The following is a 15,908-nucleotide window of genomic DNA, read 5'->3' on the forward strand; positions in this document are numbered from 1 at the left end:
AGGCGACCGTCGCGGTCACCCGCCACGCCATCGGCGCGAACCCCGTCGGCCCGATCCCGGTAGGCACTCCCTCGTGGGATTCCCTTGCCTACGTGCTGGACACCTGTTTGCGGCCGGTGCCGCCGGGCATACCGGGCGAGCTTTATCTCGGCGGCGCGGCGCTGGCCCGCGGCTACGTGCGCCGGCCCGGCCAGACCGCGGCGCGTTTCGTCGCGGACCCGTTCGGGGGCGCGGGACAGCGGCTCTATCGCACCGGCGATATCGTGCGCTCGACCGACGCCGGCGAGCTGGAGTTCCTCGGCCGCAGCGACTTCCAGGTGAAGATGCGCGGCATCCGGATCGAGCCCGGCGAAGTGGAGGCGGTGCTCGCCGCGCAGGATTCGGTGGCGCAGGCCGTTGCCGTGGTCCACGACGAGACAGCCTCGGGCAGTGGCCGATTGGTCGCTTATGTGACCCCGGCCGCCGGACATCAGATCGATCGCGACGCAGTGGACCGGCGGCTGCGCGAGACCTTGCCCCAGTACCTGGTGCCCGCCGCGATCGTGGTGCTCACCGAGCTGCCGCGGAACCGATCCGGCAAGCTGGACCGAAAGGCCCTGCCCGCTCCGGCCTTCGAGCCGGTGGTCTTCCGTGCCCCGGGCACCGATACCGAACACGCGCTCGCGGCAGTGTTCGCCGAGGTGCTCGGCCGCGACGGCATCGGCGTCGACGAATCCTTCTTCGCGCTCGGCGGCGACAGCATCATGTCGATCCTGCTCGTCTCCAGGGCGCGGGCGCGCGGCATCGCGGTGACCGCACAACAGGTGTACGAACATCGCACGGTGGCCGGCCTCGCCGCCGTCGCCGAGACCGCGGCGGGCGCGGACCTGCGGCCGCTTCCGGAGCTGCCCGGCGGTGGTGTCGGCACGTTACCGCTCACGCCGGTGATCCGATTCCTGATCGAACGCGGTGGCAATTTCGACCGCTTCTGCCAGGCGATGACGCTGGAGCTGCCCGTCGGAATCGACAGGGCTGCACTGGTTGCCACGGTGACGGCGGTGGTCGACCAGCACGACATGTTGCGCTCGCGGTTGTCTCGGGACGATGCAGGCGAATGGCAGCTGACAGTCGCGCCGCCCGGCAGCGTCTACGTCGACTCGCTGGTGCACCAGGTCGTGCACGAGGATCTGGCGCACGTGGACCTGCTGGCGCTGGCGACCGCCGAACTGAACGCCGCCGTCGATCGGATCGACCCCGCCACCGGCGACGTGGTGCGGTTCGTCTGGCTCAGCCCGCAGTCACCGGCCAGGCCGGGCCTGCTCGTTGTGGCCGCACACCACATCGCCGTCGACGGCGTGTCCTGGCGCGTGCTGTTGCCCGATTTCGTCGCCGCGTGGGCCGCCGTCGCGGCGGGCGGCACACCGCGGCTGCCCGATGTCGGCACGTCGATGCGGGCATGGTCGCACGCCCTTGTAGCGAAAGCGCACGCCGCCGCGACGGTCGACGAGCTGCCGATCTGGCGCGAGGTCGTCGAGGGCCCCGATCCCGCGTTCGGCGACCGCCCGTTCGACCCGCACCGCGATTTCGCGAATCAGGTGGCGCACACCACCGTCGAACTCGACGAGCGGGACACCGCGGCGCTCATCACCGTTATTCCCGACCGGTATCGCGCCCGGGTGGCGGACGCGCTGCTGACCGCGCTCGCGCTCGCGGTGACTCGCTGGCGGTCCCGGCGCGGAGAACCGGAACGGTCGGTGCTGCTGCGGCTGGAAGGTCACGGTCGCGAGCAGGATGCGGTGCCCGGCGCCGAATTGTCCCGCACCGTAGGCTGGTTCACCTCGATCGTGCCGGCCCGGCTCGACCTGTCCGGGGTGGACCTCGATGACGCGTTCGCGGGCGGTCCGGCCCTCGGCGTCGCGCTGAAGGCCGTGAAGGAACAGCTACGGGCGACCCCGCACAACGGTTTCGGTTACGGTCTGCTCCGTTTCCTCAACGCGGACACCGCCGCCCAACTGCCGCACCGGGAACCGGGCGAGATCTCGTTCAACTATTTCGGCCACATCACCGGCGTGGACGTCCCGCCGGAGCTGGCAGGCATCGGCTGGTTGCCCGCGCCCGAATACGGCCGGTTGGTGATCCGGCCCGATGCCCGCCGTGGCGCGCTGGGCGCTGTCGAAGTGGATTCCATCGTGTTCGGCGAGCGGCTGGTGACCAGCTTCGGTTACGCCCGCACGTTGTTCGCCGAGGACGCGGGCGAAGAACTGGTCGCGCTGTGGCGCGCGGCGCTCGCCGCCCTCGCCCGGCACGCGCGCGACATGCGCACGCAGGGCGGGCACACGCCGTCCGATTTCCCGCTGGTGCGGCCCGCGCAAAGCGATATCGAAGTATGGGAGCGGCAGTATCCCGCGCTGATCGACGTGTGGCCGGTCTCGCCACTACAGGCCGGAATGCTCTTCCACGCCATGTTCGATCCCGGCGCGGTCGACGTGTACACGGTGCAGTTGGTGCTCAGCGTGCGCGGCACGGTTGACGGGCCGCGGTTGCGCGCGGCCGCGGCGGCCGTCCTCGCGCGACACGCGAACCTGCGCACCGCCTTCGGGTTCGACGCGGCGGGTTCGCCGGTGCAACTGGTCGTAGCGGAGGTGGCGTTGCCGTGGCGGGAGGTGCACTTGGCCGACGCGCCGGACGACGAGGCCGAGCGGGTGCTGGACGCCGAACGCGCGACACCGTTCGATCCGGCGCGACCGCCGCTGTTGCGCTCGATGCTCCTGCGTCGCGGCGCCGACCGGGCGCAGTGGGTCGTCACCTACCATCATCTGCTGCTCGACGGTTGGTCCATTCCGCTGCTGGTCCGCGAGATCGTCGCCGAGTACGCGGGATTCGCCCTCGATCCACCGCGGGCCTACCGCAACTACGTGGAATGGCTTGCCGAGCAGAATGTTTCGAACTCGAAGCAGGCCTGGGCGCAAGCACTCGCCGGGGTGACCGAGCCGACGCTGCTGGCCGGTGACACCGACTTGTCCGCGCCTTCGGCGCTGCCGCTCGAGCACGAGTTCGCGCTGGACGAGCCACAGTCCCGAGCACTCGTCCGGTTGGCGACCGAGCTGGAGGTGACGGTCAACACCGTGCTGCAAGCCGGGTGGGCGATCCTGCTGGCGCGGATGACCGATCGCGCCGATATCGTCTTCGGCACCACGGTATCGGGCCGGCCCGCCGATCTGGTGGGTGTGGAATCGATGGTCGGTCTGTTCATCAATACCGTTCCGGTCCGGATCCAGTTGCGGCCGGCGCAGACCGCGGCGGACTTGCTGCGCCGCGTGCAGCTCGAGCAGTTCGCGCTGAGCGCCCACCATCACCTCGGCCTGCCGGATATCGCCGCCCAGGCCGATACCGGCGAGCACCGCTTGTTCGACACGCTCTTGGTCGTGGAAACCTATCCTGTCGACGAAGCGGCACTGCGCGCGCAGACCGCCACCCACGCGGGCCTGACGATCACGGGCCTGCGCTCGCGGGAAGCGACGCACTATCCCTTGACCCTGACGGTCCGGCAGACCGACCGGCTGCATCTGACCGCCGGATGGCGACCCGATCTACTCGACCAGGCGAGCGTCGCGCGGCTGGGTGATCGGCTGGTCCGGGTGCTGACTGCGATCGCGACGAATCCCGCTGCCGCGGTTGCGGATATCGATCCGATCGGTGCCGCGGAACGCGCGCAGGTGCTCACCCAGTGGCAGCGTCCGGCCGTGCCGGCACCGGAGGTCATCCTGGTGGATCTGTTCCGGGCACAGGTGACCGCGCGTCCTGATGCGGTCGCGGTCCGCGACAGCTCCCGGGCACTGACCTATCGCGAGCTGGACCACGCCGCCGATGCACTCGCGCGGACATTGTCCGCCCGCGGCATCGGTACCGAATCCCTGGTGGCCGTCGGTGTTTCGCGTTCGGTCGAGCTGATCGTCGCACTGCTCGGCGTGCTGAAGTCGGGAGCGGGCTACGTCCCACTGGATCTCGGCAACCCGGCGCGCCGCCTCGCTTTCGTGCTCGCCGAGACGAATCCGGCCTGCGTGGTCACCACGGACGCCGACCGTGCCGATCTGCCCGCGACCGATGTCCCGTATCTCCTGCTCGGCGAGACGGATACGGCCGAGGCGGGCACGTGGCACCGACCCCCGCGTCCGGACGACCTCGCCTACGTGCTGTACACCTCCGGTTCCACCGGCCGGCCCAAGGGCGTCTGCGTGACGCATCGCAATGTCGTCGCGATGTTGCGCGCCACCGCGGCGGTGATCGACGCCGGCCACACCGATGTATGGACCATGTTCCACTCGCCCGCCTTCGACTTCTCGGTATGGGAGATGTGGGGCGCACTGGCGGGCGGCGGTACCTTGGTCGTCGTAGCCGCCGAGGTGACGCGGTCGCCGCGCGAATTCGTCGAATTACTGGCGCGGGAACGTATCACGGTGCTGAGCCAGACCCCGTCGGCGTTGTACTCGCTGCTGGAATCCGGCGCGATCACCCTCCCCGCGCTGCGGCACCTCGTGCTCGGCGGCGAGGCGCTGGACCCGCGCCGATTGCGTCCGTGGTTCGACGCGGATCCGGCGGCCCGGACCCGTGTCTCGAATCTGTACGGCATCACCGAGGCGACGGTGCATGCCACCCAGCTGACGCTGACCCACGCCGGTTCGAGCGGGACCAGCGGAATCGGCCGGGGCTTGGCGGGAATGGCTGTGCGCGTGCTGGATTCGCGCCTGCGGCCCGCGCCGGTCGGTGCGGCGGGGGAGATCTATCTCGCCGGACCTCAGCTCGCTCGCGGCTACCAGGCCCGTCCCGCGGCGACCGCGGCCCGCTATGTGGCGGACCCGTTCGGCGCGCCCGGCACGCGCATGTACCGCACCGGTGACCGTGCCCGCTGGAATTCCGACGGCCGGCTCGAATACCTGGGCCGCGCCGACGATCAGGTGAAGATTCGCGGCTACCGCATCGAACCCGCCGAAGTCGAGGTCGCCCTGCTCGAACACGAGGCGGTGGCGCGGGCGGTCGTCGTGGTCCGGACAGGAGTCGGCGGCTCGCCGCGGCTGGTCGCCTACGTGGTGCCCGTGCACGGCACAGATCCCGATATCGAATCGCTGGAACGGCATGTCGCTGAACGTGTTCCGTTCTATATGCGACCCGCCGCCATCGTGCGGATGGTGACGCTTCCGCTGACCGCACACGGCAAGCTGGACCGCGCCGCGCTGCCGGACCCCGTGGTCGTGCCCCGATCCGCTCAGGCGCCACGGACCGAGGCCGAACGAGTCGTGGCCGAGATCTTCACCGAGGTACTCGGCGTCGACCGGCCCGGCGTCGACGACTCCTTCTTCGCGCTCGGCGGAGACAGCATCATCTCGATCCAGCTCGCGTCGCGGGCCAGGGCCAAAGGCTGGCATTTCACGCCGCGGGACGTCTTCGACCAGCGTACCGTGGCCGGAATCGCTACGGCGGCAACGCCGATCGGCTCCGACACCGTCGTGCCACGGCTGTCCGAACTCCCAGGCGGCGGTGTCGGCGAATTGCCGCTCCCGCCGGTGGCGCGCTGGCTGACCGAACGCGGCGGTTTCCGTCGAGTGCATCAGACCCTCACGGTCGACTTGCCCGCGAACACCACCCTCGAAGCGCTGGCCGGCGCGGTCGCGGCCGTGCTCGACCGGCACGACATGCTGCGCAGCCGCCTGTTCCGCGACGACACAGGGGAGTGGCGGTTCGAGACCACGGCACCGGGCACGGTCGAGGCGGCGGAAGTTCTGCGCCGCAGTCATTTCGACGAAGAACCCGACGACGCCGCGGTGTCGGCCCAGCTCGATGCCGCCCTGGGCCGTCTCGATCCGGCCGCGGGGGTTATGGTCCAGTTCGTATGGTTGGATCGCACCGATCCGGGCCTGCCCGGACGGTTGCTGATCTGCGCCCACCACCTGGTCGTCGACGGCGTGTCCTGGCGCATCCTGCTTCCGGATCTGCTCACCGCCCTCGCTGCGGTGTCGAACGGGCAAGCGCCGCAGCTGGATCCGCCGGCCACCTCCATGCGCCGGTGGGCGCACGCGCTGGTCGACGCCGCCTACGCACCCGACCGAATCGCCGAAGTCGGCCTGTGGCAGCGCATCTGCGCCACCCCGGATCCGATGCTCGGTGCCCGATCGTTCGATCCCGCCATTGATCTGGCCACTCAGGTCGAGACTGTGCAGGTCACGGTGGACGAAACTGTCACCGACGCGCTGGTGCGAATTGTGCCCGGCCTGTTCCACGCGGGCGTGGACGAGATCTTGCTCGCCGCGTTCGCTGCGGCGCTCGCGCGATGGCGGTTCCGTCGCGGCCAGGACGCACCGGTTTCGTTGCTGCGCGTGGAGGGCCATGGCCGGGAAGAGCAGCTCGCCGCGGGTGCGGATCTGTCCCGCACGGTCGGGTGGTTCACCTCCCTCTACCCGGTGCGCCTCGACCTCGGCGACATCGATGTCGAAGCGGCGCTGGCCGGTACGGACGAGACCGGCGCAATGATCAAGTCGGTCAAGGAGCAACTGCGCGCCGTGCCCGATCACGGTATCGGCTACGGACTGCTGCGCTACCTGAATCCCGATACCGCACAGCTGTTGCCGGAAGCGATGCCGGGGCAGATCGCGTTCAACTATTTGGGTCGCGTCGACGATCGGAACGCCGGCCTGTTCGCGGCACCGGCCACCGACCCCGATCCCGACCTGGCCGCGGCGGCCGCCATCGAGGTGAACGCGATCGTCGCCGGAGCGCAGCTGCATGCCGGATTCGCCTATCCCAGGACCCTTCTCGACGCGGGCGCCGTGACGGAGTTGGCCGAGCTGTGGGTGGCGGCGCTCGGCGCGATCGCCGCCTACGCGCGTTCCGGCCCCCCGGGCGGGCACACCCCCTCGGACTTCCCGCTCGTCCGGGTCAGCGGGGCGGACATCGCGCGGTGGGAACGCGATTACGGGCAGCTCACCGACGTGTGGCCGCTCGCACCGCTGCAGCCGGGCCTGTATTTCCACGCGTTGCTCGCCGGACGTGCCGATTCGGCCGCCGTCGACGTCTACAACGTGCAGACGCTGCTGCGGCTGCGCGGGCCGGTCGATCGCGCGCGGCTGCGCGACGCGGTCGGTCACCTCATCCGGCGCCATCCGAACCTGCGTGCGGCGTTCGTCACCGACACCACCGCCACAGCACGTCAGGTGATTCCGGCAGCGATCGAAGTACCGTGGCGCGAAGTCGATCTCGTGTCCGAAGCCGAGTTGACCGAGCTGGCGGATCTGGACCGCGCGGCGCGTTTCGACCCGGCCCGCCCGCCGCTGCTGCGATTTACCCTGGCGCGGGTCGCGCAATCCGGGTACGCGTTGCTCGCGACCTATCACCACATCCTGCTCGACGGCTGGTCGCTGCCGCTGGTGCTGCGTGACCTGCTGGCGGCGTACGCCACCGGCGCACCGCTGCCCGCGCCCGGCGGGTCCTTCCGCGATTACCTCGCCTGGCACCACGGCCGGGACAAGGCCGTGTCCGCGCGAGTATGGCGGCGGGAACTCGACGGAATAAGCACACCGACGCTGATTGCCGCCAGCGCGCGCACCCACGAGATCGCGGTGGTACCGGGCACGCACCGGTTGACGATCGATGCCGACACGACAGCGGCACTGGGCGGCGTCGCGACCGGCGTCGGGACGACCCTCAACACCGTCTTGCAGGTGGCCTGGGCAATCCAGTTGGGTCGCAGACTCGGTCGCGACGACGTGGTGTTCGGCGCGACCGTGTCGGGCCGCCCGGCCGCGTTGCCCGGCGTCGAATCGGTTGTCGGACTGTGCATCAACACCGTGCCGGTACGGGTGCGACTCGCCGCCGACCGGTCGGTCGCGGAGCTGTTGCGCGCGGTACAGGCCGGGCAGGCCGCGCTGATCGAACACCATCACCTGGGCCTGGCCGAAATCCATGCCGCGGCAGGCGCGCGGGACACCTTGTTCGACACCGTGCTCGCCTACGAGTCCTACCCGATCGACACCGATCAGCTCGCGGCCGCGGGTGACGGACTGTTCGAGGCCGACGTCGAACTGCGCGATGCCGCGCACTACCCCCTGACGCTGACGGTCGATCCGAAAGCGGAGCTGACGATCGTGTTCGGTTACCAGCGCGCGGTTTTCGAGGAAGCGCAGGTGGCCGAGATCGCCGCGCAGACGCGTAGGCTGCTCGCCGCCATCGCCAGGGATCCGCACGTGCGCGCCGAGGAGCTACGGTGACCGCCCGGCTGCCGCTCACCCGGGCACAGCAGCACGTCTGGGTCGCACAGCGACTCGACGAGTCCGGACTCCGTTTCGTCGTCGGCGGCTATGTGCGCCTCCGCGGCACTCTCGACGAGACGGTGTTCGAGCGAGCGCTGCGCCTCGTGGTCGCCGGAGCGGAGTCGACCAGGGTGTACTTCGACGAGCAGCCCGGCGGCGCGGTCACCCAGGTGCTCGCGGAACTCGAGGATTGGCCGTTGCACCGCAGCAGTTTTCGCGACGCGCCGGATCCGCACGCCGCGGCACGCGAATACATGGAGGCCGCGCTGGAACGGCCTTTCGATCTCTCCCGGGCACCGCTGTTCGACCATCACCTGATCGATCTCGGCGCCGAAGGCACCGTCTGGTTCCTCCGCGGCCATCACCTGGTGATCGACGGTGCCGCCGCGGTCGCCATGATCCGGCGGGTGGCCGACGTCTATACCGCGCTGATCGACGGAAAACCCGTCGCGGAAACCGTCTTCGACCGGGTAGCGGAACTGGTCGAAGCAGACGAACGGTACCGCGGTTCGCCGAGGTTCGCCGCGGACCGGCAGTTCTGGGCGGGGCGACTGGCGCAGGCCGGGCCGGACGACGCACCACTGTTCGCCGGGGCACCGTCGTCCACCGCATCCGTCCGGTACATCCGGCAGTCCGGCGTGCTGGGCGCCGCGGCGTGGCAGGCGCTGCGGGCGCGCGCCGACGCGTCGGGAATCGCCTGGCCCGCCTGGGTGCTCGCGGCGATCGCGATTCTGTTGCACGCCGATTCCGGAGCACGCACGGTCACCCTTCGTCTCGCCGTGCCCGCGAAGCGTTCTCGTACCGCGCTCGGCGTGACCTCGAATCTTCTGCCACTGCGGGTCCCGGTGGACCCGTCGGCGACCGTCGGCGAGCTGATCCGTGCACTGCGTGCCGAAATGCTCATCGTGCTGCGCCATCAGCATTTCCAGTACGCAGACATGCGCGCCGACCTCGCCGCGGCCGGTGCGGATCCCGGCGTCCTCGGTCCCGCCGTCAACGTGCTGCCGTTCCAGAAAGACATCCGGTTCGGCGCCGAAACTGCCACGCTGCACCATATCTCGGGTGGCGGCTCGGAGGAGCTGGTCATCGGGATACACGACAACGGCGGCCCGGAGCCGGGTCTGGCGCTGGAATCGAGCACGTCGCGCTACACCGAGGCGGATCTCGCCGCCCACCATCGCCGTCTCGCCGTGGCGATCGAGGCGCTGACCGCGGCATCGGACGAACTCCCGCTGGGGCGACTGCGGTTCGCGCCGGACCCCGTGGGCGCGGCGGTCGCCGGCGCGGTGCCCGAAACGCTTCTCGACCGGTTCGAAAGGGCCGTTGCCGCCCACCCCGGCACACCCGCCGTCGTGCACGGCGACGAGTCGCTCAGCTATGCCGAACTCGACGCACGGGCACGGCGGCTGGCCCGCGTCTTGGCCGGATATGGTTCGGGCCCAGGAGAGTTCGTTGCTCTCGCGCTACCGCGCTCGGTCGATTTCGTCGTCGCGGTAGTCGCGGTGCTGTATTCGGGCGCGGCCTACGTTCCACTGGACCCCGGCTATCCGAGGCAGCGCCTGCGGGAAATCGTCGACGACGTGGCTCCCGCGGTGGTCGTCACCGGAGACGGTGTCGTGCTGCCGGAAAGCCGCACCACCGTGCCGGTGCTGCGCCTGGCCGACGCGGCCGAGGCGCCCGTCGCGACCGCGATCCGGCCCACCGCGCGGCAGCCCGCCTATGTCATCTACACCTCCGGTACCACGGGCCCGCCGAAGGGCGTGGTCGTGACGCACGAGAATGTCGTCGCGCTGCTCGCGGCGACCGAGTCCTGGTTCGAGTTCGACCCGGACGACGTCTGGACCCTGTTCCACGCCACCGTTTTCGACTTCTCGGTATGGGAGATGTGGGGAGCGCTGTGCCATGGGGGCACCCTCGTGGTCGTCGACGCCGACGTGGCGCGCGACCCGGACGCGTTCCTCGAGCTGCTGGTGGCACAGCGCGTTACGGTGCTGAACCAGACGCCGACCGCGTTCGGCACGCTGGTCGACGCTACCGCCGCCCGTCCCGCGCTCGGCGAGCGGCTCGCGCTGCGCTACGTGATCTTCGGTGGTGAACCGGTGGAGCCGTGGCGGGTGACGGACTGGTGGTCGCGGCCGGCCGTGCGGCAGCCGCGCCTGGTCAACATGTACGGCATCACCGAGACGACGGTCTTCAGTACCGGCGCCCCCTTGACCGAGCCGGTCTCTGCCCGCGACATCGGCACTCCGCTTCCGGGCACCGCGGCGTATGTCCTCGACGCGGCCTTGCGGCCCTGTGCGCCGGGAGTGCCCGGCGAGCTGTATGTGGCCGGCGCGGGCGTCGCGGCGGGATACCTGCGCAGTCCGGGACGCACCGCGACGCGCTACGTCGCCGACCCTTTCGGGGATTCCGGCGGACTGATGTATCGCAGCGGCGACGTTGTTCGCTGGAATGCGACCGGGACGCTGGACTACCTCGGCCGGGCGGATCGGCAGCTGAAGGTCCGCGGGTTCCGGCTGGAGCCGGGTGAAATCGAGGCCGCCCTGTGCGCCCAGCCGGGGGTGCGCGCCGCGGCGGTGCCCGCCATGCCGGACCGGCGGCTCGTCGCCTTCGTCGCGGGCGCGCACCTCGATGCCGCCGCTCTGCGCGACGGGATCGCGAAACAGCTGCCCGCACACGCGGTTCCGTCTGCGATCGTCATCGTGGACGCGATACCGACCACGGTGAACGGCAAAGTCGACGAGCCGAGACTGCGGGCTCTGTCCGCGCGCGGCAACGGAGCGGGTACGCCGCCGCGTACCGACGTCGAGGTCCAACTGCACGCACTGTTCGTGGCGGTTCTCGGGCACGAGGATATCGGCGTCGACGACGGATTCTTCGCATCCGGCGGTGACAGCATCCTCGCCATTCGCCTGGCGGACCGGGCGCGGGCCGCGGGCCTGTCCGTCTCGTCACGAGATGTCTTCGAGCATCAGACAATCCGTGCGCTGGCCGAGGTGATCGAAGCGAACGGACCTGTCGTCCCGGCCGCGACAAGCCCCGCGGTCGGCGGACGGCTCCCGGTGACGCCCTTGCAATCCGGCATGCTGTTCCACTCCCTGTACGAAGGTGGTGACGGCGACGACCCCTACCTCGTCCAGGTGGAGCTGAGCCTGCGTGGCACCCTCGACGCGGAGCGGCTGTACGCCTCCGTGCGCCAACTGTGTGTGCGGCATCCGCATCTCCTGGGACATTTCGTGCTCGACGAGAGCACACGACCGCGGTACGAGATCCGCGACGATCTCGAACCACGCTGGCGGGTGGTCGATCTCCTCGACGCGGTGCATGTGGCGCAGGACCTCGCCGAGGTCCGGGCAGAGGACGCCCGCATCGATCCGCTCGCCGCGCCGCTGTTCGCGGTGAGCCTGGTGCGCATCGCACCGAACCGCTCGATCTTGCTGGTGACCCACCACCACGCGCTGCTGGACGGTTGGTCGCTGGGAATTCTGCTGCGGGAGCTGTTGTCCGGCTACGACGGCGTGGAATTGCCACCCGCCGTGAGCTTTCGCCGCTTTCTGGACTGGTCGGCGGCGCAGGATCAGGACAGTGCCCGGCGGGCCTGGGCGGTCGCGCTGGACGGCGTGGAACCGAGCAAGGTGGCGCGGCCCGGCCGGGAGCGCTGGCACCGGCCGGTCGAGCGCAGCTTCGAGATGTCCGCCACCATGGTCGCCGCGCTGCGCGCACGGGCTGCCGAGTACGGCCTCACGCTCAACTCTCTGACGCAGACTCTGTGGGCGCTGACGCTGGCCACGCTCACCGGCAGCGACGATATCGTCTTCGGCATCACCGTGTCCGGCCGCGACGGCGGTGACCTTGGCCAGGCCATCGGTCTCTTGATGAACACCGTGCCGCTGCGGGCGCGCGTGAAACCCGGTGAGACGCCATTGGACCTGGCCGTGCGGATGCACCGTGAGCGGGTAGCGCTGTTGGCGCACGACCATCTAGGCCTGCCCGAGGTGCTCGCGGCGGCCGGTGCCACCGACCTGTTCGACAGCTCACTGGTCTTCGAGAATTTCCCCCTCGACACCGCCCTGTTCGACCAGCCGGATGCGGATTTCGCGGTCGATGACGTCGAAGTCCGTGGCGGCACGCACTTTCCGCTCACCGTGGTCGTCGTCCCCGGTGCCGAGCAACTGACCTTCCGGATCGCCGCGCAGCCCGAGCGAATCGACGGTCTCACCGATCTCGACGAGCTGTGGTCCTGGATCCTCGCCGCCGCGCGTGCGCTGACGGCGGTCCCGCAATCACCGTGGGGGCGGGTCGGTGTGCTCCCGCCCGCCCGGCAGGCCGAGCTGCTCGCCGCCGGTCGGGGCCGCGCGACCGCGCTCGTCGACGCCGGTATCGCAGCGTGTTTCGAGTCCCACGTGCGGGCGACGCCGCAGGCCGTCGCGGTCTGGTGGGACGGGCACGAGTTCAGCTACACCCAGATGAACGCTCGCGCCAATCAGGTCGCGCGATCGCTGCGCGAGCGGGGCGTGGGACCCGGCGTTCCGGTCGGCATCGCCCTGCCGCGCTCGATCGATCTGGTGGTGGCCTTTCTCGCGCTGGCCAAGCTGGGCGCGGTCTGCGTGCCGCTCAGCGAGCGCTATCCACCCGACCATGTGGCGCGGCTGTTGCGTTTCACCGGAACCGAATTGGTGCTGCGCGAACTCGATGACGGGTACAGCGGCGACGACAGTGATCTCGATATCGCCGTCGCCCCGGACGCGATCGCTTCGCTCATGTTCACGTCCGGCTCGACCGGGGCGTCCAAGGGCGTGGAAGTGACGCACCGGAATATCGTGACGCGGGCGCGGGATCGGGTCGGTGACGACGCGGGGCAGGCGCGTGTGCTGCTGCACCTGCCCTACACCTGGGACATGGTGGTGTACGAGCTGTGGCTGCCCCTGCTGACCGGTCGTACCGTGGTGATCGCGAAACCCGGCATGCTCGATGTGCACGATTACGGCGAGGTACTCCGCGCTGGCCGGGTGACCTCAATGTTGTTGTCCACCGGGCTGTTCCATCTCCTGGCCGAACGGATTCCGGCAGAACTCGCCCGGCTGCCGCAGCTCGCGGTCGCGGGCGACGTACTGTCCCCGCAGGCCGTCGCGGCGGTGCGGCGTGGTGCGCGTCCGCCCGTAGTGACGAACCTGTACGGGCCGGTCGAGGCGACCTGTTTCGCGCTGCGCTACCCGATCGCGGCGGACGCGTCGCCGCAGCGGCCGGTCCCGATCGGTCGTCCGGCCGACAACACGCGGGTGGCGCTGCTCGATTCGGCCCTGCGGCCGGTGCCCACCGGGGTTACCGGCGAGATCTACCTGTCCGGCGCGGGTTTGGCCAACGGCTACCACCGAGCGCCTGCCCAGACCGCGGCACGGTTCGTCGCCGATCCCTACGGCCGACCCGGTGAGCGCATGTACCGCACCGGCGATCTCGGTCGCTGGGGCGCCGATGGTCTGCTGCATTTCCTCGGCCGGGCCGACCGCCAGGTGAAGGTCAACGGCTTTCGCGTCGAGCCGGGGGAGGTGGAGGCGGTGCTGCGGCGCGAACCCGGCGTCACCGCGGCGGTGGTCACGGCGCGACGGGCCGGACTGGGCCAGTCGCTGATCGCACACGTCGTCGCTCCGGACGTGGTCGACATCGCCGGGCTTCGCACCCGATTGGGCGCGACACTGCCGTCCTATCTGGTGCCGTCGGCGATCGTGCCGATGCGTGCCCTGCCGCTGACCCCCACGGGCAAAGTCGATGTCGGTGCGCTGCCGCTGCCCCGCGCGGCGGACCCGCTGCCCGCGTCCACACCTCGGCAGCAGGTCATCGCGGCGTCGTTCGCGGAGGCGCTCGGCGTGGCCGAGGTCGGCGTCACCGACGACTTCTTCACGCTCGGCGGGAATTCGCTGTCCGCGCTGCGGGTGGTGGCAGTCCTGCGGTCCGCGCTGGGTGTCGCGGTGTCGCTGCGCGATCTGTTCGAGGCCCCCACGGTCGCCGCTCTGGAGCGGGCGCTGGCGAGCCGCGGGCCCGGGGACCTCGGCCCGGCCATCGCGAGTGTGCCGCGCCCGGAACGGATTCCGCTCTCGCCCGCGCAGCAACGCCTGTGGACCGTGGACTACCTCTCGGGCCACCGCCCCGACTACTTGATCGCCACCGGCCTCGAACTGCTCGGACCGGTGAACGAGACGGCGCTCGAGGCGGCGGTCACCGATGTCGTCGTGCGGCACGAAATCCTGCGCACCGTACTGCCGTACACGGCGGACGGCCCGGTGCAGCGAATCCTGCCGATCGAGTCGATGCCACCGGACTTCCGCCGGGTCGCACTCGATGACGGCGAAAGCCTCGAACAGGCAATGGATTCCGAGCTGTCGCAGGGTTTCGATCCGACCGTGCGGTCACCGCTGCGGATCCGGCTGTATCGGCTGAACCCGAGACATCACCTGCTGCTCGGCGTACTGCACCACATCGCCGGAGACGGTGAATCGCTGGGCATCCTCCAGCACGATCTGCTGCTGGCCTACCGTGCGCGCACCGCCGGTCTGGAGCCTCGATGGCCCAGTGCGGCAACACAGTTCGCCGACTATGCGGTATGGCGGCGGCTGCTGCCCGACAGCGTGCTCGAGCGGCAGGCCCGGTATTGGCGCGCCGCGCTCGTCGGACTACCCGAGCAGCCGGTGCTGCCCGCCGACCGTCCGCGTGCCGCGCGCCGCGAGAACATCGCGGGCACGGTACCGGTCGTCCTCGACGCGGCCACCCATCGCGCGTTGGCCCGCACGGCCCGGGATCACGGAGCCAGCAGCTACATGCTGGTGCACACCGCACTGGCCCTCGCGCTGTACCGGCACGGCGCAGGCGTCGATCTGCCGATCGGAGTCGCGTTGAGCGGCAGGGACGCTCAGGAACTGCGGGACGTGGTCGGGTGTGTGATCGACACGGCCGTGGTCCGGGTCGACCTGTCGGACGAACCCGGTCACCGGGATCTCATAGCGCAGGTACGCGAACGTGTGCTCGGGGCTTACGAGCACAAAGAGTTTCCTTTCGACCGCCTGGTGGAACTGCTCAATCCACCGCGATCGCGCACCCACCATCCGCTGTTCCAGGTGATGGTGACCTATTTGCGCGGCGTCGACAGCGATGGCGAGCAGGACGGTTTGGTGGTCCGGCATCGCCCGGTCGCGCCGCGGCGCACGGTCTTCGACCTCCTGCTGAACCTCCGGGAGGAGTACGGGCCGAATCGGGAGGCCGCGGGCATCCGAGGCGAGATGATCTACGCCGCAGAGCTGTTCGACCATGCGACGATCGAATCGCTGGTCGCAACGATGACCACCGTGCTGGCGGAGCTGAGCGCGACGGCGAAACCGGTGGTCGCCGAGGCCGGAAGTTGACCTGGTAGGGGCGTTTCCGAAGAGATGCGGGCACACCGGTGCCCGCTGTTACCCGAATTGCCTTTGCTGGCAGACGAACTCGACACGCTGGGCGCGATAATTGCCGTCGGGAACAGATGCGGGTGTGGGTGCTCAACGATCTCGCGGCGATCCTGTTCGGAACCGGCCGCGTCGCGACCGAATCGGACGGCCCCGCGCTGTGGGTCCGGCTGACGCGCGACGGGCCGTGAACCGC

Annotated in this window: 2 protein-coding genes; both read left to right on the forward strand. The window is 70.1% G+C overall.

Annotated elements, in window-relative coordinates; translation table 11 throughout:
• Nucleotides 1–92 precede the first annotated feature (92 nt).
• Nucleotides 93–8,237, forward strand: coding sequence for a non-ribosomal peptide synthetase (locus tag TY25_RS00385; protein ID WP_236639077.1), 8,145 nt, complete (start codon nt 93–95; stop codon nt 8,235–8,237).
• On the forward strand, nt 8,234–15,673 hold the full coding sequence (locus TY25_RS00390) for a non-ribosomal peptide synthetase (protein WP_042253257.1): 7,440 nt from the start codon (nt 8,234–8,236) through the stop codon (nt 15,671–15,673). The genes TY25_RS00385 and TY25_RS00390 overlap by 4 nt, the downstream gene beginning before the upstream one ends.
• Nucleotides 15,674–15,908: the final 235 nt, after the last annotated feature.

It is taken from the genome of Nocardia brasiliensis NBRC 14402, assembly GCF_000308475.2.
Classification (GTDB): domain Bacteria; phylum Actinomycetota; class Actinomycetes; order Mycobacteriales; family Mycobacteriaceae; genus Nocardia; species Nocardia brasiliensis.